This window comes from Microvirga guangxiensis (genome assembly GCF_900102135.1).
In the GTDB taxonomy this organism is placed as follows: Bacteria; Pseudomonadota; Alphaproteobacteria; order Rhizobiales; family Beijerinckiaceae; genus Microvirga; species Microvirga guangxiensis.
Map to the genome: position 1 here is coordinate 100,238 of NZ_FMVJ01000010.1, position 23,840 is coordinate 124,077.

Sequence of the window (23,840 nt, forward strand, 5' to 3'; positions counted from 1 at the left end):
CGACAATCATCGTCTCGCCGCGACAGCCAATCACCATCCTGATCGCCGCGCTCCTCCGATCCAGATCGTCGCGCAATACGCGCTGGTTACCGAAACCGCACCTTATATTGATAAGGTATCTTCCAACCAGTGTGTACCCGAGGCAGATACGAGAGGCTACGCCGTTCCATCGTCTCATCAACCTAAGCGATGTAGCCTTCTCTAGTGCCGCAGTCTGTCATGGGGTCGAGGGTCGCCGCAGATGTGTGGTCTGATCCGAGCGACGTAGGCGCCAGCTGTGGGCTCTAGATCCAGGAAGCGGCTCGATTGAAGCGGGTAACGGGCAGTCAACTCAAAGTATTCTGGTTGCCAAACTTGCGATGATCGTTTTCAGAAAAGCTCGTCCAACAGCAAGTGGAATTGCAGCTTGTGTTGATCGGGCTCAGCAATGCCATACTGATGAAATAGCCTCTCCTGTAAGGACCGGCCAAACTCACCAAGACAGTTCCAGAGTATGGCAAGGTCCTGGTATCGGTCAGCGACACCAACTCTCCCAACGTCGATGCAGCCGACAACCTCGCCTTCATGGATCAGAAGATTATCCAGCGAGAAATCGCCATGCGTGACGACAGGATCAGGTGCGAGTGGCAGAAGAGCGCTCATCGCCTCCCAAACTTGCTCGGCAGTCCAACCTTCCCGTTCCTCATCAAAGTCATCAGCGTCTACCCAGCCTTCATCGATACGAATTCGTGCACGGTGAAGCCGAAAGGTGTGATCGCTGTTAAAGGGACACTCGCTTATCGGGATCGTATGCAGCCGGCGCAGGAATGCCGCCAGCGCGTCAACAACGGCTAGGCCAGCGTCGGGGTTTGACTCAAGTATCTGGTAAGCCGTTCTGCCAGGCATGGCCGTCATTAGCAGCCATGCCTGATCGTGTGTCCGAACAAAGTGCTTGATCGCTGGCACAGGTATATATCCTTTAAGCCAGCCCAGCCTTACCATTTCGTCGGTGATTTCATCGGCAACGGCGTCCTCGCCGTACTTAAGGTACAAGCCAGCCGCGTCGGCTTTGCTGTGGAGACGGTAGACGGCGCCGCCGGACTGACCGACAGTGTTCCGCGCCCATTCATAATCCGTCAGCATGGCTGGCATGCTCATTACGGTCGACGGAACGGCACAGGCTTGCTCACGCTCTAAGTGGACCACTGAACAACCTCTCTGCAAAACGTGGTGCATTCACTTATGACGAAGTATCGCACAGTCAATGCATACGCAAGAAGAGTGCGAGAGGCCATTTGGTAGAGAGAAGCCAATCGGGCGACTCCCAGCATTCATTCCAGGAAGCGCCATGGGCTCTGACCATCATTGTGAGCTCAACACAAAGTGCTCTGGCAGATGCGGTTGACGCAAGTCAAAAGCTTGTCGGCTGGGTTGTTCCCGGAGAGGGTTGTGGGCTCCCCAATGTAGACTTTAATTGAAGTCTCTGGGCTGCCAGTTCTGGGAAAAGACCCTGGGGCAGGCCGTGGAGGTCTAAATAGCGAACCAGTACTCCATCAGGCCAGGCCATGAGGCACTGGTGGACGTGAACGGCAGGTGGCAGTAGGCCGCTTCACGTGATACCGAGCGCAGGGGCCCAGCATCACACGCCCGAGCAGCAGGAACGGCAGATTGGCAGCGACGGCCACAAGGACGTCCGAGGCGATCAGCAGGACCGAAAAGGCCAGAACTACAACGCGGCGATCGATCCGCCTCGTTGCCGCGGAGATCAGAAGGCTTGTCACCATCCCGACGACAGCCGTCGCAGTCACGGCCTGTCCTGCGCTTCACGCGGTGATCCCCAGATCGGTCGCCACGGGCTTCAGCAGACTGGCGGACAGGAACTCCGCCGCTGCCAGGACGAACACGTCGAACGTCATGGCAGAGACGGCATCCCACGCAAGCTTTTCCCCTGTCAGGGCTGCGTCCCTTGTCTTCCGCAACTGAGCCATCGAGATGTGTTTCTCAGCTGCGCCATTGTAAAACTGAGAAATTCAGACAGCTTAGTCGCCTGTGGTCAGCCCAGAAATTCGGTCCTGGTACGTTCAATGACAATCTGGCGAAGCGCCACGTTGGGCGGTGCAGCCAACGCATATAGGATTGCGTCGACCACATCTCTGTTGCTTAGACCGTCTGCAACTCCTCGCGCAGTTTCCCACGCTGGATCTAATGGCGAGACGTCTTCTATCAACCCCGGATAGATGGATGTGATGCGAATGTTGCTGCCCTTCACCTCCTCGATCAGCCCTTGCGAAAAGCTATCTTGAGCCCCCTTCGCAGCTCGGAATGGAAGCGACGATCCGACTAGACGTGCGTACTGCAGCCCGGACATTGATACCACAGTATGGATGTCCGCTCGTGGCCGAGCCCGGAGCAGGGGCAACAGACGTTTTGTGAGGGCTATCGTCCCAGACACCGTAGAGTTTATCACTGCTGCGATACTGTCATCACTCTGGCAATCTAGGGCTCCGCTCGACCATTGTGAGCCATTGTGGACGAGGGCGTCCAGGTCTGGATGCTGGCGCACGATGTTATCGGCCGCATCGGCAATTGAACTGAATTCTGTCAGATCACACACGAATGCATCCGGAAATCGGTTGACCCGTTCACCAACTGCCGCCCTCACCTGTGCCAGGTGCTCAGGCGAGCGGCCTAATAAAATGGGTATGGCGCCTCGATCCGCAGCAACGATCGCCAGTGCCCTTCCCAACCCACGGCCGGCACCGGTAATCGCGATCTTCCTTCCAAGAAGTGTCATGTATGTGTCCTCCACAGTGCATTTGAGTTGTGTGGTTGGATAGCGGCGTTGCTATCGCTCTTTTGGCGTTGAAAGCTCTTCTCCGGGAGCCACTCCGACATGACGATGTCAGCTACGGGTCGAGTGTAGAGATCAAGAACGTTGGTCATCGATAAGCTCCGATCGCCAGCATTGTTGTTGGGTTACGCATCCGGAATCATCGCGCAGTGCTAAAGGATACGGATGGGGCGATCCGCTGTGCGCGCTGGCTCAACCAGACGCTTAAAAGCACCACAGCCATGCCGACAAGCTGCATTGCGGTGAGGTGCTGAGACAGTACCAACCAGCCGAGTACGACGGCTGTTAAAGGGCTGAGGAGTCCAAGTGGGGCGACTGCGGCCGGCTCCAATCGGGCAATGCCGCGGAACCAGAGTATGTACGTTAGTGCCGCTCCGATCAGGCTAAGATAAGCAAGACCGAGGACGTTGGCAGCAGTCAAGGAGGGTAAGAGCGGCTCGAACCACAATGCAGCCGGGAGAAGCAGAAGGCCACCTGCACTCAATTGCCAGGCAGTGAACGTCAGCAGGGAGACTGGCGGCTGCCACTTGCGGCTTAGTACTGTCCCTCCCGCCATTGACGCCGCGCCGGCAAGACCTGCGGTCACCCCGAGCGGATCCAGCGCGGCCTGCGGCGTCAGGATCAGCATGCCAACGCCAGCTGCGCCCGCAAGCGCGGCCCCAAGCGACAGGATTCGTATGGGTGATCCCAAGACCGGATAGGCGAGCACGACCACCATCAACGGCTGAATGGCGCCGACCGTGGCGGCCATGCCGCCCGGAAGCCGGTAGGCGGAGATGAACAGCATCCACCAAAAGATTGAGAAATTGAGCGCCCCGAGCACGAAGATGCGGAACCACCAGACTCCCGTCGGAAGCTGCCGGATGATCAGCAACAGAAGGAGCCCAGCTGGGAGCGCCCGCAGCATAGCCACGGTCAGAGGATACCCTTGGGGTAACAACTGCGTGGTAACAAGATAAGTGCTGCCCCAGATGGCAGGCGCGACGGCTGTTAGCAGCAGATCGGAGGTCTTCGTCGTCATGCGATCTTCAGAACCTCGGTGAGCGGGCGGCGAGGCTTTTGCGGCCAGTTGCCGGGCGCGGCGCGGCCGATTGCGACCAGCATCACCGGCACCTCATCCGGCCCAAGGCCGAACTCACGCTCCACGCCTTCGGCATCGAACCCGACCATCGGACACGAGGCGAGGCCGAGCGCCTCAGCGGCATGGATCAGCGTCGCGCTTCCAAGTGAGGCCGAGCGGACAGCCTCGTCGCGAGCTGTCCGAGGATTGGCATACTGTGTGCGGGCGCCCTCCTGCCAGTCTAAGACCGTACCCGCCGGCATGTATCCGGCCTCCACAAAGGGACGCAGCCGTTGTGGGATGGCAGCGTGGTCGGGCAGTGAGCCGCAGACGATGAAGGTGACGGCCGCATCTGACACTTTGGCCTGGCCATAGGCTAGTTGGCGTAGGCGCGCCTTCGCCTCAGGCGTTTGCAGCGCGATGAAGCGCCAGTTCTGAAGGTTGTAGGCGGTTGGCGCCCGCGTCGCGAGGCGCGTGAGCTCCCCGATCTCTGCATCCGTCAAGACATGGCTGGCGTCGAACCGGTTCGCCGAGACGCGCCGCTCGATAAGGGCAATGGCAGGGTTGGTCATGTTTCCGTCTCCGTAGGGAAGAGGCATCGGAGAGAAGGGTATTCATGTGAATTTTAGTTGATAATTATCGATTGGTGAAAGATATTGTTCACCAAGGGAAAACAATCTGATGGACCGATTCACTGCCTTGCAGGTGTTCCGCCACGCGGCCGAGTTGAACGGCTTCGCCGAAGCCGGACGGCGGCTTGGCCTGTCGCCGGCGGCGGTTAGCAAGAACATCGCCGAGCTAGAGGCGCATGTGGGGACCCGGCTGATCCACCGCACGACGCGGCGCATGGCGCTCACCGAGGAGGGCAGGATCTACCTGGAGCACGTCGTGCGCGGGTTGGACGCGCTTTCAGAGGCGGACGAGACCCTGTCCCCGCTCCGGAAGGAGCCGAGCGGCACCTTGCGGGTCAGCGCGCCGATGACCGTCACCCTGACGCAGCTCTCCGCCTCGATCCCCCGCTTCCTGTCACGCTACCCGCAGATTACCCTAGACCTCCATCTCGACGACCGTCGGGTCGATCTCATCCGGGAAGGCTTCGACCTCGCTATCCGGGGCAGCGACAGCCTGGAGGACTCCAGCCTGATCGCCCGGAAGCTCACGGTCATGTCGCACGTGCTCTGCGCGGCGCCGGCCTATTTCGAGGCAAGGGGCAGGCCAAAGTCGCCGTCCGACTTGAGGTCGCACGAGTGTATCCGGTTCAGCCTCTCAGGGCACGCGGACGTATGGGAGTTCCACAAGGACGGGCGCACCGAGCGGATCCCGGTCAGTGCCCGGTACTCGGTGACGTCGAGCCTCGCTGTCCGCGATGCGCTGCGGGAGGGATTCGGTCTGGGTCTGATCCCCTTTCCCTACGTCGGGGGCGATCTGAGGGAAGGACGGCTCCAATGCACATTGGAGGACTGGAGCACGGTGGAGACCACGCTCTATGCCGTCTATCCGTCGCGGCAGCATCTCGCCCCGAAGATCCACGTGTTTCTCGATTTCCTGACAGAGGAGTTCAGTCGGGTATGAGGGCGATCACGCGTGCTCTCGACATGCAGATAACCACACCCGGAGCGGCCCAAGTGTTCGAAAACCCGATCGAAGCGCAGTGTCAAGATCGCGCCCGCTCTCATAGCCGACCACGGTCGTACCGGGAAAGTAATCAACAGCGTGCGCTAAGATGCCCTGCCAGATGATCTCAGGCTCGACGTCCGAGGCGAAGACGTTCGATACTCCAATCACGTCACCTCCCTCGTTCAAGATACCGCCACCAACAATCCGGTTGTCGCACCTGATAGCAATAAACTTGATCCCGTGCTGCGTCAGTAGCGATGCCCGGAAGATCCCGCCGTTAGGCTCACCTGCTGCTGAACTCTCATCTCCTCTCCAGACATTTTCCCAAACATTCAGCTCCGATGCCAAATGGATCTCGGTCAATGAATAGCCCGGCGGAAGAGGATCAAGCTCCAGCGCCGGTAGACTTAGACCGATCCACTCTGCTTCGAACAGCAATCGAAATCCAAGGAAGCCGAGGTCGAGGCATGAGAAACTATCCTTCACGGCCCAAGCTTCGGCGCGTGGCTTCTCAATCAGGGCAGATATAGTCAGCAATTGCTCTTGGGCGGCTTCGGGACCCGCCAAGGTCACTGCGTCGGGATAGTACTGCGGGGTGCCAGAACGATTCAACCAGAGCCCGTCCCGGAACTCTCCAGGGCGGCCATGAACCTTACAAACTGCATCACACCATAGAGCGTTGTTATGGGCAGCGTGTCCCACAAGATGGGATGGCATAGTCGATGCGTTCATGTTCTCTACAGGCCTGCTTCTCGTGCATTCTAAGGAGACTAACGGCTAATCTGTCGCGACATGGTATCGTCGACCCGTTGAGTTGACGATACCACCAGAGCACACGCCTCGGCGAGGCTACGAGAGAGCTACTTCTGGCTCAAACAGAGGCCGATCTGTTGTCCCCATTCATCTCCTACTTGCCATCTACGCCGCTGTTAGTCGGAGTTCTGACAACATGGGGACTTAAAAGATGCATTCTTCGCAGGTCAAGTGGCTAACGCTTCTCGTCATCTCCAAACTCTTGATCCTCTGCGGCAATCCGCACGTTTCTCAGCGTTACTGCGCACAGAATTGCCAGCGTCGAGATCCCAAGAGCCGTAAGCATAGTGGATGCGCTCATTCCCACAGTGAATGCGTATTTCGCCGAGCCAAGCAGATCACCCGGCAGACGATCTGCAACTGACGATGCTGCCCAAAGACTATCTTCGACCGTGCTTGAAATATCCTCTGGAAGGTCAGCAGTAACGCGCTCGAGCATCAGCCTACGGTAGATTGCCGTGGTAAGGCTGCCAAGAATGGCAACACCAACGGCGATACCGAGTTCCTGCACGGTCTCGGACATGGCCGAGGCAGAACCGGCCTTCTCTGGCGGTGCGGAACTCACCACTAAGTCAGTGCCGAGGGCGGCGATTGTGCCCAGACCGAGATAGACCAGCCCGTACCCTGCCGTTACCAGAGCAAGACCCGATATCCATGGTAGCAAACTGAGAAAGAGATAACCGACTGCGGAAAGGGCTAACGCAGCGGCCATGATAAATCCCGGACGGACGTAGCGAGTAAGAAGAGGTGCTCCAATTCCAGCCGCGACCATCATCAACGCCGGGGGGCCCATCCACATACCGGCAGTAACGGCTGGGAGGTCCATGACTAGCTGCAAATACTGGGTGACCAACAACATAGCTCCGCCGACACCGATCAATCCAAACAGCAGGACGCTCAGGGCAGCGCTGAAGGTCCTGTTCTCGAAGAGACGCACATCGAGCAGCGGGTTCGTGAGAATACGCTGCCGCCTTACAAAAATTCCTGCAAAGGCGATTCCGATGGCCAGTGCCAACGCGGATCCGTAAGACAAGCCAGTCTCTGCGCTATCCTTGATGAAGTAGATCACAGGCAGGATCGCGGCGAGAGACAGAGCGACGCTGAGAAGGTCGAGCCGACCATTCCCGGGTGCCCGATACTCAGGCAGCAACAATGGGCCTGCAATGAGCACAATGCCGACGATGGGGAGCGCCACAAGAAATGCTGACCCCCACCAGAAGTGCTCCAGCAGCATCCCTCCGACCAGCGGTCCGGCAGCCATGCCAAGAGCGAACATGGTCGCCCATATCCCTATCGCCAGAGCCCGCTCACGGGCGACAAGAAACATGTTGCTAATCAGCGCGAGGGTTGATGGCATCAAGGTTGCGCCAGCGACGCCAAGCATAGCCCGAGCGACAATAAGAGTGTTAGCAGTTGGTGAGTATGCGGCGAGCACGGAGGCAACGCCGAAGGCGGCAGCGCCAATCATCAGCAGCCGGCGACGGCCGATCCGATCACCCAGTGTGCCCATGGTGATAAGGAAGCCCGCAATCATGAAGCCATAGGCGTCCATGATCCACAGCGCCTGACTGCTACTCGGCTGCAGGTCCGCCGCAAGCGCCGGCATCGCCAGATAAAGCAGGGTCACATCTAATCCGAGCAGGGCGGTCGGCAGCGCAAGCACGGCCAGCCCGCCCCATTCCACGGGCCCGGCCTTTCGCCGACGTTCAGCTGGGATGGTCTCCGCCGGGACCTCCCGAAAACCAAGGGAACTTTGATCGCATTCGAGTGACATGCTGCCTCCTGAAAGTCTGGCGGCATTCTCGAGATAGATTTAATCTGTTACAATTTGGCAGTTTATGCTGTTACTCGGGACAATACGATATGCTGGCTAGATCTCTTGAGCGCACACGGAAAGAACTCTCGGATTTCCTACGGCACCATCGACAGCGATTGACACCCGCCGACGTCGGCCTGCCGAGCGGCCGCCGCCGCCGCACTCCTGGGCTGCGCCGCGAGGAGGTTGCCACACTCGCCGGTGTCGGCATCACCTGGTACACGTGGCTTGAGCAGGGGCGCGAGATTGGCGTTTCTGAGGACTTTCTTCTGAGGCTGGCCAAGGTGCTCAAGCTCGACGATGCCGAATGCTGTCATCTATTCCTTCTAGCGCATCGTCGGCCGCCGCCGGCCGAGCCGTACCATTGGCCGGTCGTCTCGCCGCTTGTACAGCAGCTTATGGATGAGTTGGAAGCTCGACCGGCGTATGTCTTGAATCTACGGTGGGATATCATTGCTTGGAATCCGGCTGCAGATCGGCTGTTCGGCTTTTCGCGAAAGGAGCCGGCAGACCGGAACATGCTTCGGATGGTGTTTGCGGATCCGCATCTGCGCTGTCGCCTTCCAACGTGGGGAAGCGATGCCCCACGCCTCGTTGCGAGCCTTCGGCGCGACCTCGCTCTCGTTCCTGACGACTCAGCGATGCTCCAGCTCATAGACGATTTGAAGAAGCTCTCGCCCGATTTCCGACACTGGTGGAACGGGGCTCAGGATCATTCGCCATCTCGGGGGCTGTCTTCCCTCGCTTCTGAGAACGATGTTCTGAAGTTCCAACATGAAGTCATGACCATCGACGAATACCGGCACCTGCGGATCGTTGTGTATTTCCCGGAAGGATCGAGGGAGATTCTGGAGCGCGATCCAAAATCCCACCCGGTGCGCCGGGCGGTGTAGACCAACACTGCGATGCCGGAACGCTGCTACCGAATTCCTTGACTAGCGCGTCCGGTGCGACAGGGCGTGCTATCGGAGATCCTGCTGCCGGGGCAGGCAGAGCAAGGTGCCGAAGTGATCGACTGAGTACGGACCGAGATCTGACATCCAAAATTAGGAAGCAGCTTGGGAGATCAAAGGCTGGTGCCATGACGATGTAAGTGCTGAGCGGGCGATCCGACCGAAGTCCGGTTTGGACTTTGATGACCACTCCGAACTCCGGCTTTCGATAAGGGAGCACCTTGGAGCTCAGCACAGCTGCATTTTTGCGACCCACCCATCCGTCGAGCGGTTGTCTCAATTAGTTTGACATGTCTCATTTACTCAGGAATTGCCCAGCATGTGTTTCGGCGTGCAATGTTGACCCTCTGAGACGGGGGATCGGCGTCCAAATTTGACCCCTGCGGCTGTCATGCGAGCACACTGCCTGTCCTGGATCAGGATAGGTGGCAGGGGATAAAGGGCGTGGACACGATTGCACGGATCCGGCGCGAGTTCTTCGTGCGCGGCAAGACGATCAAGCAGATCGCCCGCGAGCTCCACATCGCGCGCAACACCGTCCGCAAGGTGCTGCGCTCGGGAGCCACCGAGTTCCGCTACGAGCGCGAACGCCAGCCTCTGCCGCGGATCGGCCCCTGGAGGGAGGACTTGGATCGACTGCTGGCGCTTAACGACGCCAAGCCCGCTCGGGAACGTCTGACCCTGATCCGATTGTTCGAGGAGCTGCGGGGTCTTGGCTACGAGGGCGGCTATGACGCCGTACGCCGCTATGCCAGGAGCTGGCGTCGGGAGCAGTCCACCTCTGCGACCGCCGTCTTCGTGCCCCTGAGCTTTGCGCCGGGCGAAGCCTATCAGTTCGACTGGAGCCATGAGGTCATCCTGCTCAACGGCATGCCGGTGACCGTCAAAGTCGCCCATGTCCGGCTCTGCCACTCGCGCATGATGTTCGTGCGAGCCTATCCGCGTGAGAGCCAGGAGATGGTGTTCGACGCTCATGATCGCGCCTTCGCGTTCTTCAAGGGCACCTGCCGGCGCGGCATCTACGACAACATGAAGACGGCGGTGGACGCCATCTTTGCGGGCAAGGAGCGTGCCTATAACCGTCGCTTCCTCCAGATGTGCGGGCATTACCTGGTCGAGCCGGTCGCCTGCACGCCGGCCTCCGGCTGGGAGAAGGGCCAGGTCGAGAACCAGGTCGGGCTTGTACGTGAGCGCTTCTTCACCCCGCGGCTGCGGGTGAAGAGCTATGACGAGCTGAATGCCTGGTTGCTTGATCAGTGTATTGCCTATGCCAAAGCGCATGCTCATCCCGAGCACCGCGAGCGGACGATCTGGCAAGTCTTTGAGGCGGAACGGGCCAGCCTGGTGCCCTATCCCGGACCGTTCGATGGCTTTCACGCCATTCCCGCGTCTGTCTCCCGAACCTCTCTGGTTCGTTTCGACTCCAACAAGTACTCGGTGGCCGCCAGCGCAGTCGGGCGCCCGGTGGAGATCCGGGCCTATGCCGACCGGATTGAATGCCGCCAGGACGGCCGGATCGTCGCGGAGCATGTCCGCTGCTTCGGCCGCGATCAGACGATCTTCGATCCCTGGCATTACGTGCCGGTCCTGGCCCGCAAGCCGGGAGCTCTGCGCAATGGGGCTCCGTTCAAGGACTGGGTTCTGCCCGCCGCCCTTGAGCGTGTCCGGCGCAAGCTTGCCGGCCAACATGATGGCGACCGCCAGATGGTCAGCATCCTGGCAGCGGTGCTGAGCGATGGACTGCCGGCGGTTGAGGCTGCCTGTGCCGAGGCGCTAAGTGAAGGCGTCTGGTCCGCTGACGTGATCCTCAACATTCTCGCCCGGCACCGCGAGCCTGCCCCGCCACTGACGATCACGACCCCACAGGCGTTGCGGCTCCGGCATGAGCCGCAGGCCGATTGTGCCCGCTACGACAGCATCAGGAGGGCTGTATGATGGAACGGACTGAGATCCTTACGGCGATGGGCAACCTCAAGCTCTATGGCATGAGGTCGGCCTATGACGAGATCATCACGACGGCCGTCAAGCGCAGTCACGAACCGCAGCGGGTGGTGGGCGATCTTCTGTCTGCCGAGATCGCCGAGAAGCAGGCGCGCTCGATCAAGTACCAGATGACGATTGCCAAACTGCCCCTGGCCAAGGACCTTGAGGACTTTGTCTTCTCCGGCACGCCGATCAACGAAGGCCTCGTGCGGGATCTGGCCGGTGGGGAGTTCCTGACCCAGGAGCGCAACGTCGTCCTGGTGGGCGGCACCGGCACAGGCAAGACCCATCTGGCGATAGGGATTGCACGAGCGTGCATTCGCGCTGGATCCCGCGGGCGGTTCTACAACGTGGTTGACCTGGTCAACCGGCTGGAGGCTGAGACCCGTGCAGGCCGGCAGGGTCGGATGGGGGACTATCTCTCGCGCATGGACTTCGTTGTGCTGGACGAACTCGGCTACCTGCCGTTTGCCCAATCGGGTGGCCAGCTTCTGTTCCATCTGATCAGTCGGCTGTACGAGCAGACCTCTGTGATCGTCACAACCAACCTGGCTTTTGGGGAATGGCCGAGCGTTTTTGGTGACGCGAAGATGACCACGGCCTTGCTCGACCGGCTGACCCACCACTGCGAGATCGTCGAGACCGGCAACGAGAGCTGGCGCTTCAAGAACCGGATCTGATGAAGCCGCAGAAAGGCGGCACTGCATTTATGCTCGCAGGGTCAGAATTGGATGCTGATCGAGGGTCAAACTTGGAAGCCGATTGACAGAGCATGGGTTGAGCTGGATGCTGCCGCTAATCGTAGGGCACGCCAATGCACTTGACCTCCTGCTATCAGCACGCAAGGTCACTAGTGACGAAGCTATGCGGATGGGCCTCGTCAACAGGGTTTACCCGGCGGATACCCTACTCGAGAATACGATGGCATATGTGCGCGATCTCGTAGATTACGTATCGCCTAGAGCCATGGCCGTGATCAAGCGACAACTCTACGAGGTTCCCTTCCAGACGCTCGCGGAGGCGGTCACCTACGCCAATCACGAGATGGCTCTGAGCATTCGCAGTGAGGATTTCCGCGAGGGAGTTGCTCACTTCGTCGAGAGGCGGCCACCACGTTTTTCTGGGAAGTGACTACCAATGTCCGCATTGCTGACAGAAAAGGAACTGGCCTTCCGTGAAGAGGTTCGTGCGTTCCTGGCCAGCGAGCTACCCGACGATATTAGCGGGTGGATCCTATCCGGGGAACTCGCCCGACGTGAGGACACTATAGCTTGGGCGAGGATTCTCCATCGAAGAGGATGGGGCGGATATACATGGCCGCGCAAGCACAGCGGGCCGGGATTCACCCCCATCCAGCGCTACTTGTTCGAAGACGAATGCGCCGTGGCGGGTGCGCCAGAGATTGTACCCTTTGGCCTAAAGATGGTCGCGCCCGTGATTATGGAGTTCGGCAGTCATTGGCAGAGGGAGCACTTCCTGCCGCGCATCGCGAGGCTAGATGACTGGTGGTGCCAAGGTTATTCCGAGCCTGGTGCTGGATCCGATCTTGCCTCGCTGCGCACACGCGCGCGCCGGGACGGCGACTTCTATATTGTCGACGGCCAGAAGACCTGGACGACCGAGGCGCACGAAGCGGATTGGATATTCTGTCTCGTGCGCACTTCGACAGAAGCACGCAAGCAGGACGGCATCAGCTTTCTTCTTATCGATCTCAAGTCTCCAGGCATCACTATTCGCCCCATCATCACCTTCGATGGCAGGCATGAAATCAACGAGGTCTGGTTTGAGAATGTCCGCGTGCCAATTCAGAACCTGGTGGGCGAAGAGGGAAGGGGATGGACCTATGCTAAGTACCTCCTCGTACATGAGCGCTTGAACTTCGGTGGCATGGGCTTCTGCAAGCGTGAGATCGGCCGCCTCAAGCGCCTCGCACAGGGCGTTCGACGCAACGGGGGACCTGTTATTTCCGACCCGGCCTTTCGCGCTCGACTCGCGTCGCTTGAGATGAGGCTTGCTGCGCTCGATATGACAAACCTGCGCTTTCTGCGCGCGGCTGAGCGCGGAGAGACCAGTGAGCTGCATCCGCCTTACCTGAAGATTCTGAGCTCGCACCTGCAACAGGATATCGCTGAACTACAGGTGCGGGCACTCGGATCATTCGCAATGCCGACCGCATCCAGTGAATTTCGCAACGAGACGGTGGAGGATCCGGAATTCGCCCACGTGAGCCCGCGCTATTGCAACCTGCGGAAGACCACAATCTACGCCGGGTCGAACGAGATCCAGAGAGAGATTGCCGCAAAACATTTGCTGGGGTGATGGAGAACAGCATGAACGACTTCGGCGACGGGTTCGCGTTTGTGCCGACAGAAGAGCGATCCCTACTGCATGATATGCTGGGCCGTTTCTTCGACGAAGCGGACACGTCCGTCTCGAACTGGCGAGAGCTGTGGCAGGCTTCGGCCGATCTCGGCGTGCCAGCGGCGGCATTGCCTCCGGAGGAGGGGGGCATGGGTCATGGCCTTGCGATGATGACCATCGCAGAGCGGATCGGCTGGGCTGGCGTCGTTTCTCCCTTCGTCTGGTCGTCGGCGGTCGCGACACGGGCCCTTTCGCGGCTAGATTCCTGCGAGGCACTGGCGCGCCACCGGCACAAGCTTGCCGCCGGCGAGAGCATTGCGACGATTGCCTTCCATGAGGACGATACGTACCCGATGATCTTTACCCCCCATGCTCATGCGGTCAAGGAAGGAGATGGGTATCGTCTTAACGGACGGAAACGGATGGTTCCGTTTGGTGCCGAGGCCCAGCTTGTCCTTGTCCCAGCTATGTTGGAGAAGGAGCTGGCTCTCTTCGCCGTCGACGTCAGTACGCACGGCTCCGTGATACGCCGATACGCTGCGGTCGATCTGACACCGTGTGCAGACCTTTGTTTCAAGGACATCACGCTCGATGGCGACGCACTTCTGGCATGCGGCCGCCAAGCGGAGGACCTCCTTGCGTGGATGCAGGATGCATGGATCGCCGCCCTTTGTGCGGATGCGGTCGGTGCTATGCGTCGGTTGGTCGAAATGACAGGATCCTATCTGAAGGTGCGCAAGCAATTTGACCGCCCACTTTCGAGCAATCAGGCTCTCAGGCATCGTTTCGTGGACCTGGACATAGAGCTGGCACAGGCCGAAACCGTCACAGAATGGGCAGCCGCCGTCCTGGACACGGCCACCGCCCCCGAGCGGCATCGGGCGATTTGCACCGCACACTACACGGTGGTCAAGGCAGCCTGGAAAATTTCCCAGGAGGCCGTACAGATGCATGGCGGCATCGGCATGGCGGCCGAGACGCCGGTTGGTCTCTACTTCAAGCGTCTCTTGACGACGGCGCTTGTTGCTGGGGACGAAGATCGGGCCATCCTGGCCTACGATCAGAAAATTCTGGAGACAGCATGAAGCACTATGATCGCGTTTTCATCGATGGTCAGTGGATTCCAGCAACAGGGGCCGATCACTTCGATATCACTGAAGCAGCGACCGGGACAGTTATAGCTCGGATATCCGCAGCGTCTCGAGCTGACCTCGAAGCGGCGGTCGACAGCGCCAACCGTGCGTTTCCTGTATGGTCTCAGCTTCCACCAGCAGAACGTGCCACTGCACTGCGCCGCATCGCGCAGGGACTCAAGGCCCGCTCAGACGAAATTGCGAGATCTGTAGCAATGGAAGTGGGCATGCCATTGAAGCTTTCGAACCGCATCCAGGTGGGCAGCCCGATTCTGGCGTGGGAGGCCTATGCCGATTTGGCGATGGACTTGCCGAGAGAGGAGCGCATCGGTCACTCCCTTGTCGTGCATGAGCCGGTTGGCGTCGTGGGGTGCATCACACCCTGGAACTATCCCTTGCATCAGGTGACTGCAAAGGTGGCTGCGGCGCTCGCCGCGGGCTGCACAGTTGTCCTAAAACCCTCCGAAGTAGCTCCAATCAGCGCGTTTATCCTCGCTGAGGTCGTGGCGGAAGCAGGTGTGCCAGCAGGAACCTTCAATCTTGTCTGTGGCGAGGGAGCTACCATTGGCGAGGCGCTTGCTGCCTCACCCCGCGTGGACATGATATCATTCACCGGCTCGACGAATGCAGGCAAGCGCGTTGCAGCTGTTGCGGCTGACACTGTTAAGCGTGTTTCGCTAGAGCTTGGCGGCAAGTCGCCGTCCGTGGTGCTCGACGACGCTGACCTGACCCAGGCTGTCCGCGGGACCATTGCATCTTGCTTCTTGAATTCCGGGCAGACCTGTTCCGCCCTCACGCGTCTCCTAGTGCCGGAAGACAAGTACGAGCAAGCGAGGGCTATCGCCGCTGAAGCGTGTGCCGGCTTTACGCTCGGCAATCCGCTCGACCCCGCGACTCGGGTCGGCCCGCTCGTCTCTGCCCGCCAGCAGGAGCGTGTCGTCGGAATGATACGCAAGGGATTGGACACTGGTGCCGATCTTATTGCTGGCGGCTCGGACCCTGTCGATAACATGCAGGGCGGTTTCTTCGTCAGACCAACAGTTCTTGGTCGGGTCGCTTCGGATAGCCCTGTTGCCCAAGAGGAGATCTTCGGGCCCGTACTGGTCATTCAGACCTATCGTGATGAGGAAGAGGCCGTCCGCTTAGCGAACGGAACTCAGTATGGGCTTGCCGCCGCGGTCTGGTCCGGAGACGAGGCCCGCGCGCGACAGGTTGCAGGTCGGATCCGCGCGGGGCAGATCGATATTAACGGGGCTCCCTTCAATCCTGCTGCTCCATTCGGAGGATTTAAGCAGTCCGGTCATGGGCGAGAAAATGGCTCGTTCGGCCTGGCAGAGTTCTTAGAGCCGAAATCCATTCAACTTCGGTCCGAGCGGTCGTGAGACGTCGTATGAGCTGAGGCCTTACTGCAGGCCCGGTCACTAGCCACTCGCACCCGGAGAACATTTCCGGGTGCTTCAAGATCGTGGGGTCATCGCAATGAGCAAAAACCCTCGTGTTAGACCGCAGATTGGCAGTGCCGCTTCCTTCGGCATTGGCCAAAGGAAAAGTGTTACAATGAGTTAGATTTCGCTCTCGCCCATTGTGTACCAACGTTGTGTGCCGGTGCTGATGACAGACTAGAGCTGGAAATCTCCCAATCTTGGGGCCAACCGCGCGAAACTTGGAGACTAACCTACGTAAGTTCTTGCCGTGCTTAGCCTTTTAAGAAATAGGGTACCTGCGCCGTGTAGCTCAGGGGATGTGTCGCAAACGGTTTGTTTCAGAGTTTCAGCTACAGCTTCTCGGGCTTCAGGGAAGAGGGTAGCATGTTCAAGGGCAGGCATTTTGATCGATCGGTGATCCTGCTCTGCGTGCGGTGGTATTTAGCTTACAACCTCAGCCTACGGAATTTGGAAGAGATGATGGCTGAGCGCGGCGTCTCCGTTGACCATGCCACAGTGCATCGCTGGGTCGTTTGTTACTCTCCCAAGCTGTTAGAGCGGTTCAATCGGCGCAAACGTCCCGCCAGCAGGAAATGGCACATTGACGAAACCTACATCAAAGTCCGTGGCCAGTGGCGGTATCTCTATCGTGCGATCGACAGCAACGGCGATACCGTCGAGTTCTGGTTCAGCGAACGGCGCAATCTCACAGCCGCCAAGCGGTTCCTGCACAAGGCGCTCAGGCGGCATGGCCGACCCGAGCGGATCGTTATCGATGGTAGTCAGACCAATCGTGAAGCAATCCTGTCATGCGATATGGAATACCGGCTCCAGGATCGGTCAAGACGTCAGTTGAAGCCAATCCGGATCCGGCAAAGTGCCTATTTGAACAATCGCATCGAGCAGGACCATCGGGCCGTCAAGCGCCGGGTTCGACCAATGCTCGGGTTTAAGTCGATGGTATCCGCCCGAGTGATCCTAGGTGGGGTCGAGATGGTTCACATGATGCGCAAAGGACAGGCAAAGTATGCCTGTCACCCGCAGCCATCATTAGCAGAACAGTTCGGTCTGCTCGCTGCCTGAGCGTATAACGGGATCTCGACCGTCTTCGTATGCCAATTCCAAATTTGCGACGCATCCAATTGGGGAGCACGGTAATTAGCCTATGGCCACGCCTGGAAGGCTTAGATCTGGTCCGCCCTGAATTTGGCTGGGCTCCCCCGGCCCGCCGTTACTAACGCTGCCGAGTGCGTAACCGGACAGAGACGAAGATGGGCCGGCCGTCTCATCACCTCGCCACCAATACGCAGCCTGTCCGTGTGAGGGCCTTGCGGCAAAACTGGGGTATTGGGCCCGCCGCTTGGTCCAGATGGCAGGCCTTAGCACTCTCGCCCGCGCGAGCGACCCTCAGCAGCCACGATGTTCGCCACCTTCTGCATCAGATTTGCGGTATTGGGCCCAACTGCTTTGGCCGTGCGTTAGTAACGGATTTAACGCACCAGCTCCAAAACTGAGGTATTGGGCCCAGCGCCTTTCAAGGCGCGTTAGTAACGAATATTGCAGACGTGCGGCACAACTGCGTTATTGGGCCCACAGGTTAAGCATCGTTGTCGTGGGCTATTGCGAACAGGCTCTTCCCCTCATCACTGCTTCCGGTCAGACTCTCCTTACGGGGATTTTGATTTGAGTTTTCCGGGAGAGCTTATGGCCCTGACAAATACCGAGCGGCAGCGGATCTATCGCGAAAAGCTGAAGGCAGGGGCTACACGGACAGAAGCCCTTGAAGCAGAGAATGCTGCGCTCAAGCAGCAGCTGGAACAGAGCCGCCGCGTGATTGATGAGCTCCGGACGGCCAACCACCAAGCTGTAGTACCCAAATTCGATATCCCGGAAGGCACCGCCGCAGTCATCTGCTTGTCTGCGCACGAGGTGCATCGCTTAAATCGCATGAAGAAGTGCCGTCAGTTTCTCCCTGATGGGCGGCGCCCGCTGGCCTTCGACACGTACCGGGTGCTCGGGCTGAACATTTCGGGCTGGGAACGTATGCCGCTAGAGTTCCTGGCTAAGTTCGGCCTGCTCGATGCTGCACGCATATGGAAGAAGCAGGAGGCGTCAGCGCTCCGACGGATCAATATCACTGAGTTTGGCTTTGATCCCTGGGAAAGCTGACATTTGTCCCAATCCACCGAGAACGGCGCGAGTGCGCTTGAAGAGCTTAGGGCAGGCGAAGCGGTACATCCGCGCTTCGCCTGCCTCGTAGGAGCCGCTGATCCGCCCCGCATGACCGGAATCGGCCCAAGCATGCTCAACCAAATATGGTTAACAAAAGGTTACAAACTACTGAAATAAAGGCCAATATTCTTGGGAACCCAAGCTGGGCAGCACCGTTGTTGAAGCTGTTTGGCAACGGGTTCAAGGATGATGACTGCTTCAAACAATGGCATAGCTTTGATCAAAGAAGCCCAGGCGGCTCGGGTTCGAGCTCATATCCGTGGCATGCTCTCCCGGCTGCAGTTGCACCATCGCAATCTCATTAAGGAGGCTGCATAGAGAAAACCCCGCACGGGAGAGAGGCGGACGGGGTTCTCTTTGAAGGCTTGGTACGCTACTCAGCCTGCACTATATGTAGCTGAAGAGGGTAAAGAGCTCGTTGTCCTAGTCGAGACCTGCGATCCTCAAGAGGTCCGTGATTACCCGCATCCCAGGAAGGCCGACGCTTCTATCTATGAGGGTACTGCGGCCGCTCCGTCCCGCTCCGGCTGCTGGTGACGGAACAATTTGCCGAGCCAAGTGCGGAGGTACCTTGCCATTGCCGTTTCTGCGGCTTCGCTTGGTTCTTTAAGCCAATCGATCAGCCGCAGTGGCAGGTCTATATCCTTGCAGTCAGGATGAAGACGTTCGAGGAAAGCGATAGCACCAACCGTCAAGGCAAGACGCTCAGAACGCGAGGGATCTCGATGGGACGTCGACCCATCGGGGAAACTCCAAAATGCATTAGAGCTTGCTAGCGTTCTAACGCACCTGCCTTTCTTTGGCTGATGGTCTGAGGTCCTCAATATTTCGACTGAGCCCCTCAACCCAGCTAGAGAGCCGTGCCAGTGGGGAGGAAGTGTTCTGCTTGAGTATCGACCAGTCCCAACCCACGGATGAACCTCCTCGATTGGAAGTCCCTCATTCTGTCGCGCACCGATACGGTAGAGCATTTGGACTGCGGATGGATTCGCAAGTTCGTCTTCCATCTCGAGGCAGAAAATGGTCGAAGAAAGCCCTCTAAATCGCTCGCATCACGTCGACTGGCTACAATAGCGTGCAGCTTCCAGTTCCAGAAGAAGTGCTCCTCCAAACGTCGCGCCAATAGCTCCTTAAGAAAGTTCTCGCGATCAATCTCGACTGGAGGAAGATCCAGGCGGCTGCGCCCTATAACCTGTCCAATCCAAAATGGAGACGAGCTCACTCACGTATTCGGAGCCTTTGAGTTGGACATCCAGCCGGAAACACCGGACAACCCGGCATCCGTCAGGATTGCCCTCATGCGCTATACCCGGGCCGAGGACGGACGTCTGCTCATCACTCCGGAGTGCGCTTCCTTCGAGGAAGTGGAAGGGCAGATCAATTCCCTTCAGGACGAGTTGGACGAGATCTGGGAACGAGCCCGCCGAGCCTTCCAAGTCGCCTAGAGGGCATCGCCCCTTTTAGGGACTCAAGAAACTACTGGCTGCCATTATCCCACCCTTGACGGAACTACTGGCTACCAGTACCGTTATGACCATGCAAACCGTCATCCAGACCCCGACCTTCCTTGCAGACGCCAAGGCCGCAGGCTTGGAGGATGGTGAGCTTGCCGACATGGTCGCGACCATCGCCGCCAATCCGCAGATAGGGGACATCATCCCCGGGACGGGTGGGGCGCGTAAGGTCCGGTTCGGAGGCAAGGGCAAAGGCAAGTCTGGGGCCTATAGGGTCATCACCTATTACGCCGCTGAAGACGTGCCCGTGTTCCTCCTCGCGTTGGTGGATAAAGGCCAGCGGGCCGACATCAGCCAAGCAGACAGGAACGCCCTTCGCCAGATCCTTGGCACCCTTGCGGACGAGTACAGGGAAGGCGTCCGCAAGAAGCTGCGCACCACAAAGGCGCGGCGATGACTTCTTGAGAACATGCGAAACTGAGAGCTGGTAGCTATGGCATCCCTTGGAAAACGTCTCCTTCAGGCAGCGGAAGAAGCCCGGGCCATTGCTCGCGGTGAGGCCGATCCGTCCACCTACAAGGTCCACGTACCCGCAGAAATTGACGTGAAGGCCATCCGCCAGGGCCTACGCATGACGCAGGCTGAATTCTCAGCCCGGTACGGCTTCCCGCTTGGCACCCTTCGCGATTGGGAACAGGGCAAGGGCAAACCGGACACCTCCGCCCGGGTGCTTCTCCTCGTCATCTCGAAGGAGCCCCAAGCCGTCGAACGCGCCCTTCACGCCGCATAGGATTACACATGGTCAAGACATGGCACTCCGCCCCGGGAGACAACTAAACCTGCCCGAGTTGCGGGGCAGTGTACACGGTGACTCTTCACCGCCTCCCCACACGGGACAAGGATTCCGCTGATTGTGAGTGTTGCGGCCACGTGATGGCGGAATGGAATGACACCGAGGTTCCATCCTTCAAGTTGATCGAGACGCCCAAGAAGCAGGCTAGAGCATCGGACGCTTATACGGACGCATATCCTGCGGCCCTGAGATGGTTCCAGCGTTCTTCTGGCTCGAACAAGTTGCAGATGTCACCGCGCGCTCGCCAGAGCGCATCGACAGTTCGGGCTTCGGCTTTGCACAGGTACGCCTTGATCTTGGCAAAGGCCTGTTTAATCGGGTTCAAGTCCGGCCTGTAAGGTGGCAGGGACAATAACTAAGCTCCTTGCCTCTTCAGGCATTGGGCGGCCCTTTCATTCTTGTGAGCCGCGAGGTTGCCGAGGATCACCACGCGCCTTGGTGCAAGCTCACGGCCCAGGTCTTCTCCACATTGAACGAGCTTGCGATCGAGGCGGTTCGGACCCGAGCAGAGCGGATCACCGACGAGGCCATTGAGGCGTGGCGGCCGGCTGTCGATAAGGAGGCTGCCTTCTCATGACGGGTGGCACTTCATGTGACACTGAGAACGGCGTCAGTCTCACATGAAGTGCACAAATCGGCTTCCAAATCGACCGGTCCCATCATGAAGTGCAAATCAACACCACTGCCCCATGAGCTGACAAAGCGTGTTTGCGCTGAACGGCGCGCGCTTTTAGGGATTAGGGAAATGTGATGATGACAAGAGCGAAGATATTTCTCTCGTGTGCGGTGCTTAGGGCTTTGGCGGAGTCGGAGGCATCAGCGGGGGCGGAGGATCGGGATCCTCGAAGCTGCGCCAGATGTCACCTTCCTCCGGCGCGTCGTTGAGGACGTCCGCAAGGCCCTTTTTATATTCCTTGGGGACCTTGTCCTTTCCCCACATCGTGTTTGCGGAATAGGCGTCGAGATCTAGGTCTGTCGTCTTGCGAATGTTGCGGACGATCCCTTCCTTAAGCACGCTGTTGTCGCGTCCGGTGAGGATCCGCAAATTGTCGGCGCTAAACGCTTCTAGCGGGTTTTCGACCTTGCGCTTCACATGGTCAAGGCTGCACTTCATTTTGACGCCCGCGAGGGTCAAGTCCGGGGCAGAACCTGCGGACGTGCCCTCGAACCTAATCCCAAGTTCCTTGAGCTCCTTCACTAGCGCATTGTCGCTCCGGACGCTCTTCCAAAAGGCCTTGCGGATATCGTCCCACCTCTTCTTGACGATGCCCTTGATTTCCTTCCTCAACGCGTGCGGCAGCAAATTGAGCACGTCTTGATCGAGGATGTTTTTGTCGAGCTTCTTCTTGACCTCATTCCATAGCTTTGGATTGTGCTGAAGGCCGTTCTTGATCGCGGTCTTGATCTCATCGACATACTGCTTCTGAAGGTTCTTGGGCCAGTGCTGCGCGATTCGAGGGATCTCGGAAATCTTGTCGCGAAAGAGCTTCTTGACAGCTTCGACGCCACTGAGCCTGTCGAAACTCTTGCCTTTCCGGTTTCCGAGCCGGACCTTCCGCTTGCTTAGTTTCTTCAGCTCAACCTCATGGGCGAGGATCTGCTTCTCTTGCTCGGCAGTGAACTTCTTGGGCTTCTGCGCCTTAGGTACATGCGGCCCACGACCAGACCTGACCTTCGGCACTTTCTTCTTTGGGATGACCTTCGCGTGCGGAATGAGCCCCTGACGCGTCTTCCAAGCCGCCTGCACCTTACGAACGCTTCTTGTTCCAGCCTTCCCAACCATGCGCGCAAGGCCACGTGAAGGAACTAGGATGGTAGAAGGATTGCCTAGAGCACCGACTGCCATCTGCAGCTTCTCATTGCCAGTATATTTGTAGACAATGTCTGCCGCGAGCTCGGCGACCTGATCCTCGATGAGCTCCTCGATAAGCCCACTGATCCCGCCGGTGATGAAGACGTGCGTATACTGGAGCAAGTCGAAGAAGGCAGGAATGAGGACGAGGAGATGCTGCGTCCCTTCCAGTAGCTGATCAACGAGATACTGATCGAGCCATTTGCCTGCAACTGTCATGTCAACGTGGAAAAGGTGATGCTCAATGCCCTCAATGCTGACAATCAGCCCTCGTCCTTCGACGAGGACGAGACTTGCGGAGCTGCCGATCTTGCCCCGCTTCACGGAGCGCGCGGCTGCCGCAAGATTCCCAGTAATCCACATGGTCCGGTCCAGGATCGATGGCTCAGCAATGATCTGGTCGGCGACGCCGTCGCGCTCTTTGGACGACAGCAACCGGATGCCCCTACTGTCCGCGAACAGCAAAAGGTATATATGGAGGGCTGAAAGCCCAATGAAGTTCACGCCGCCGGCACGCGCCCCGTCATTGGCGAACGGATAGAGGCGGTCAGCGTAGTCGCTGAAATAGTAAGACGTCATCAGCGGGTGGAGGAGGAGGTCAATCTCCTCAAGGCGAAGAAAGCTAGTCTGGACCTTATGATAGCCGCAATTGATCGCCGTCATGACCGCGCGCTGGATACTGATCAAATAGATTTCGTTGAATAGCCAAGCGTGAAGCGAGTGCGGGCGAGCGCTTAGCCTGACGACCGTGTCGCGGCTCCATTTGAGGATCTGGAAGGCACGAGCGACGTCCTGCACCTGGCTCGCCCAGCGGCCAAATTCATTGAGCGCCTTTTCGGCACCCTCCGGATCCTTCCGGACGATCAGCTCGTAGTACAAGGCACCAATCTTCGTATCATATTCCTTCTTGAGCGGCTCGCTGAGCGCCGGCTGGAAGGCGAGCATCTGATGCTCCTCTTCGGGCGGGAGACCGTTCTTCAGTGCATAGAGGTCTACTAGGATCTCAAAGAAGGTGAGGCTCTGCCGCTTGAGCTTGATTTTCTCGGTGAGCTTCAAGCGAATGTTCGAGGTGAGCACGCTGTTGTCTCGTTGAAGCCGATCGAAACGCGCGCGGAACCGATCGCCTCGCTCTGCCACCAGAGTGGGCCGATTGAGCAGCTTCAGCGCTTCCTGTAACCACGGGTCATAAAAGAGCGAAGCTTCGATCCGCTGGGTGACCAGCAACTCGAACGTGCTGCCCGAGATGTAGACAGCGTCCTTGCCGCCCTGCTGCTCGAGCTTCTCATGATCGTCGTAATAGACGCTGAGCATTGCGTCGAGCGCTTCCTCGGTGGTGTTCCGCTTGACGAACTTCCTAAGACGGTCGTGATATGGCTGGGTCTGCTCGGCCGTGCGCATGGCCGTGGCGAGTGCTTGGTGCAAATGGTCACGGAACGCTTCGTCGACCCGGCGGGCCATC

At 58.6% G+C, this 23,840-nt stretch carries 21 protein-coding genes and 1 pseudogene; 13 read left to right on the top strand and 9 right to left on the bottom strand.

Going from position 1 to position 23,840, the window contains the following annotated elements:
* Positions 1–369: 369 nt before the first annotated feature.
* The 6 genes from BLP10_RS16870 to BLP10_RS16890 all read right to left on the bottom strand — a co-directional run bounded on the left by BLP10_RS16870 (position 370) and on the right by BLP10_RS16890 (position 4,462).
* Positions 370–1,185 carry an APH(3')-I family aminoglycoside O-phosphotransferase gene (locus BLP10_RS16870; protein ID WP_091137294.1) on the bottom strand — a complete coding sequence of 272 codons (816 nt, stop codon included), beginning with the start codon at positions 1,183–1,185 and terminating at the stop codon, positions 370–372.
* 347 nt (positions 1,186–1,532) lie between these two features.
* Entirely contained in the window at positions 1,533–1,787 is a 255-nt protein-coding gene (locus BLP10_RS23640) for an MFS transporter (RefSeq protein ID WP_244510625.1), read from the bottom strand.
* 15 nt (positions 1,788–1,802) lie between these two features.
* Positions 1,803–1,967 (bottom strand): hypothetical protein, encoded by a 165-nt coding sequence (locus tag BLP10_RS23645; protein WP_244510627.1) that lies wholly within the window; start codon positions 1,965–1,967, stop codon positions 1,803–1,805.
* Positions 1,968–2,032: 65 nt separating this feature from the next.
* On the bottom strand, positions 2,033–2,773 hold the full coding sequence (locus BLP10_RS16880) for an SDR family oxidoreductase (protein ID WP_091137159.1): 741 nt from the start codon (positions 2,771–2,773) through the stop codon (positions 2,033–2,035).
* A 196-nt stretch (positions 2,774–2,969) separates the two neighbouring features.
* Positions 2,970–3,851, bottom strand: coding sequence for an EamA family transporter (locus tag BLP10_RS16885; RefSeq protein WP_091137161.1), 882 nt, complete (start codon positions 3,849–3,851; stop codon positions 2,970–2,972).
* Entirely contained in the window at positions 3,848–4,462 is a 615-nt protein-coding gene (locus BLP10_RS16890; protein ID WP_091137163.1) for a nitroreductase family protein, read from the bottom strand. Before BLP10_RS16890 ends, BLP10_RS16885 begins: the two co-directional genes overlap by 4 nt.
* Positions 4,463–4,571: 109 nt before the next feature.
* Between BLP10_RS16890 and BLP10_RS16895 the strand changes: the two genes are divergently transcribed.
* Positions 4,572–5,462, top strand: coding sequence for a LysR family transcriptional regulator (locus tag BLP10_RS16895; protein ID WP_091137166.1), 891 nt, complete (start codon positions 4,572–4,574; stop codon positions 5,460–5,462).
* Between the two features lie 6 nt (positions 5,463–5,468).
* Here BLP10_RS16895 and BLP10_RS16900 read toward each other — a convergent pair whose 3' ends face one another.
* Positions 5,469–6,239 (bottom strand): hypothetical protein, encoded by a 771-nt coding sequence (locus BLP10_RS16900; protein WP_139165522.1) that lies wholly within the window; start codon positions 6,237–6,239, stop codon positions 5,469–5,471.
* Between the two features lie 256 nt (positions 6,240–6,495).
* Entirely contained in the window at positions 6,496–8,094 is a 1,599-nt protein-coding gene (locus BLP10_RS16905; protein ID WP_091137171.1) for an MFS transporter, read from the bottom strand.
* Positions 8,095–8,252: 158 nt separating this feature from the next.
* Here BLP10_RS16905 and BLP10_RS16910 point away from each other — a divergent pair, with 158 nt between their 5' ends.
* The 12 genes and pseudogenes from BLP10_RS16910 to BLP10_RS16965 all read left to right on the top strand — a co-directional run bounded on the left by BLP10_RS16910 (position 8,253) and on the right by BLP10_RS16965 (position 20,466).
* On the top strand, positions 8,253–9,029 hold the full coding sequence (locus BLP10_RS16910) for a helix-turn-helix transcriptional regulator (protein WP_244510629.1): 777 nt from the start codon (positions 8,253–8,255) through the stop codon (positions 9,027–9,029).
* Between the two features lie 495 nt (positions 9,030–9,524).
* The gene (gene istA / locus BLP10_RS16915) at positions 9,525–11,024 is read left to right on the top strand and encodes an IS21 family transposase (RefSeq protein WP_091137175.1); all 1,500 of its coding nucleotides are present in this window, start codon (positions 9,525–9,527) and stop codon (positions 11,022–11,024) included.
* Positions 11,024–11,752: an IS21-like element helper ATPase IstB gene (gene istB / locus BLP10_RS16920; RefSeq protein ID WP_091137296.1), complete on the top strand. Its 729-nt coding sequence runs from the start codon at positions 11,024–11,026 to the stop codon at positions 11,750–11,752. The genes istA and istB overlap by 1 nt, the downstream gene beginning before the upstream one ends.
* Before the next feature lie 82 nt (positions 11,753–11,834).
* Positions 11,835–12,203 (top strand): annotated as a pseudogene (locus BLP10_RS16925) (enoyl-CoA hydratase-related protein); the annotation flags it as partial.
* A gap of 6 nt (positions 12,204–12,209) precedes the next feature.
* A complete protein-coding gene (locus tag BLP10_RS16930; RefSeq protein ID WP_091137180.1) occupies positions 12,210–13,391 on the top strand; it encodes an acyl-CoA dehydrogenase family protein in 1,182 nt (393 codons plus the stop codon).
* A gap of 11 nt (positions 13,392–13,402) precedes the next feature.
* Positions 13,403–14,518 (top strand): acyl-CoA dehydrogenase family protein, encoded by a 1,116-nt coding sequence (locus BLP10_RS16935; protein WP_210183636.1) that lies wholly within the window; start codon positions 13,403–13,405, stop codon positions 14,516–14,518.
* Complete coding sequence (locus BLP10_RS16940; RefSeq protein ID WP_091137184.1) at positions 14,515–15,948, top strand: aldehyde dehydrogenase family protein; 1,434 nt, start codon at positions 14,515–14,517, stop codon at positions 15,946–15,948. The genes BLP10_RS16935 and BLP10_RS16940 overlap by 4 nt, the downstream gene beginning before the upstream one ends.
* A gap of 426 nt (positions 15,949–16,374) precedes the next feature.
* Positions 16,375–17,073 (top strand): IS6 family transposase, encoded by a 699-nt coding sequence (locus BLP10_RS16945; protein ID WP_091137187.1) that lies wholly within the window; start codon positions 16,375–16,377, stop codon positions 17,071–17,073.
* A gap of 621 nt (positions 17,074–17,694) precedes the next feature.
* Positions 17,695–18,159 (top strand): hypothetical protein, encoded by a 465-nt coding sequence (locus tag BLP10_RS16950; protein WP_091137190.1) that lies wholly within the window; start codon positions 17,695–17,697, stop codon positions 18,157–18,159.
* 1,307 nt (positions 18,160–19,466) lie between these two features.
* Complete coding sequence (locus BLP10_RS16955) at positions 19,467–19,667, top strand: hypothetical protein (RefSeq protein ID WP_244510631.1); 201 nt, start codon at positions 19,467–19,469, stop codon at positions 19,665–19,667.
* 85 nt (positions 19,668–19,752) lie between these two features.
* Positions 19,753–20,133, top strand: a complete 381-nt coding sequence (locus BLP10_RS16960; RefSeq protein ID WP_425286966.1) for a type II toxin-antitoxin system RelE/ParE family toxin — start codon at positions 19,753–19,755, stop codon at positions 20,131–20,133.
* Between the two features lie 36 nt (positions 20,134–20,169).
* Complete coding sequence (locus BLP10_RS16965) at positions 20,170–20,466, top strand: helix-turn-helix domain-containing protein (RefSeq protein WP_091137192.1); 297 nt, start codon at positions 20,170–20,172, stop codon at positions 20,464–20,466.
* A gap of 853 nt (positions 20,467–21,319) precedes the next feature.
* Here the strand turns inward: BLP10_RS16965 and BLP10_RS16980 are convergent.
* Positions 21,320–23,839, bottom strand: a complete 2,520-nt coding sequence (locus BLP10_RS16980) for a hypothetical protein (RefSeq protein WP_091137197.1) — start codon at positions 23,837–23,839, stop codon at positions 21,320–21,322.
* Position 23,840: the final 1 nt, after the last annotated feature.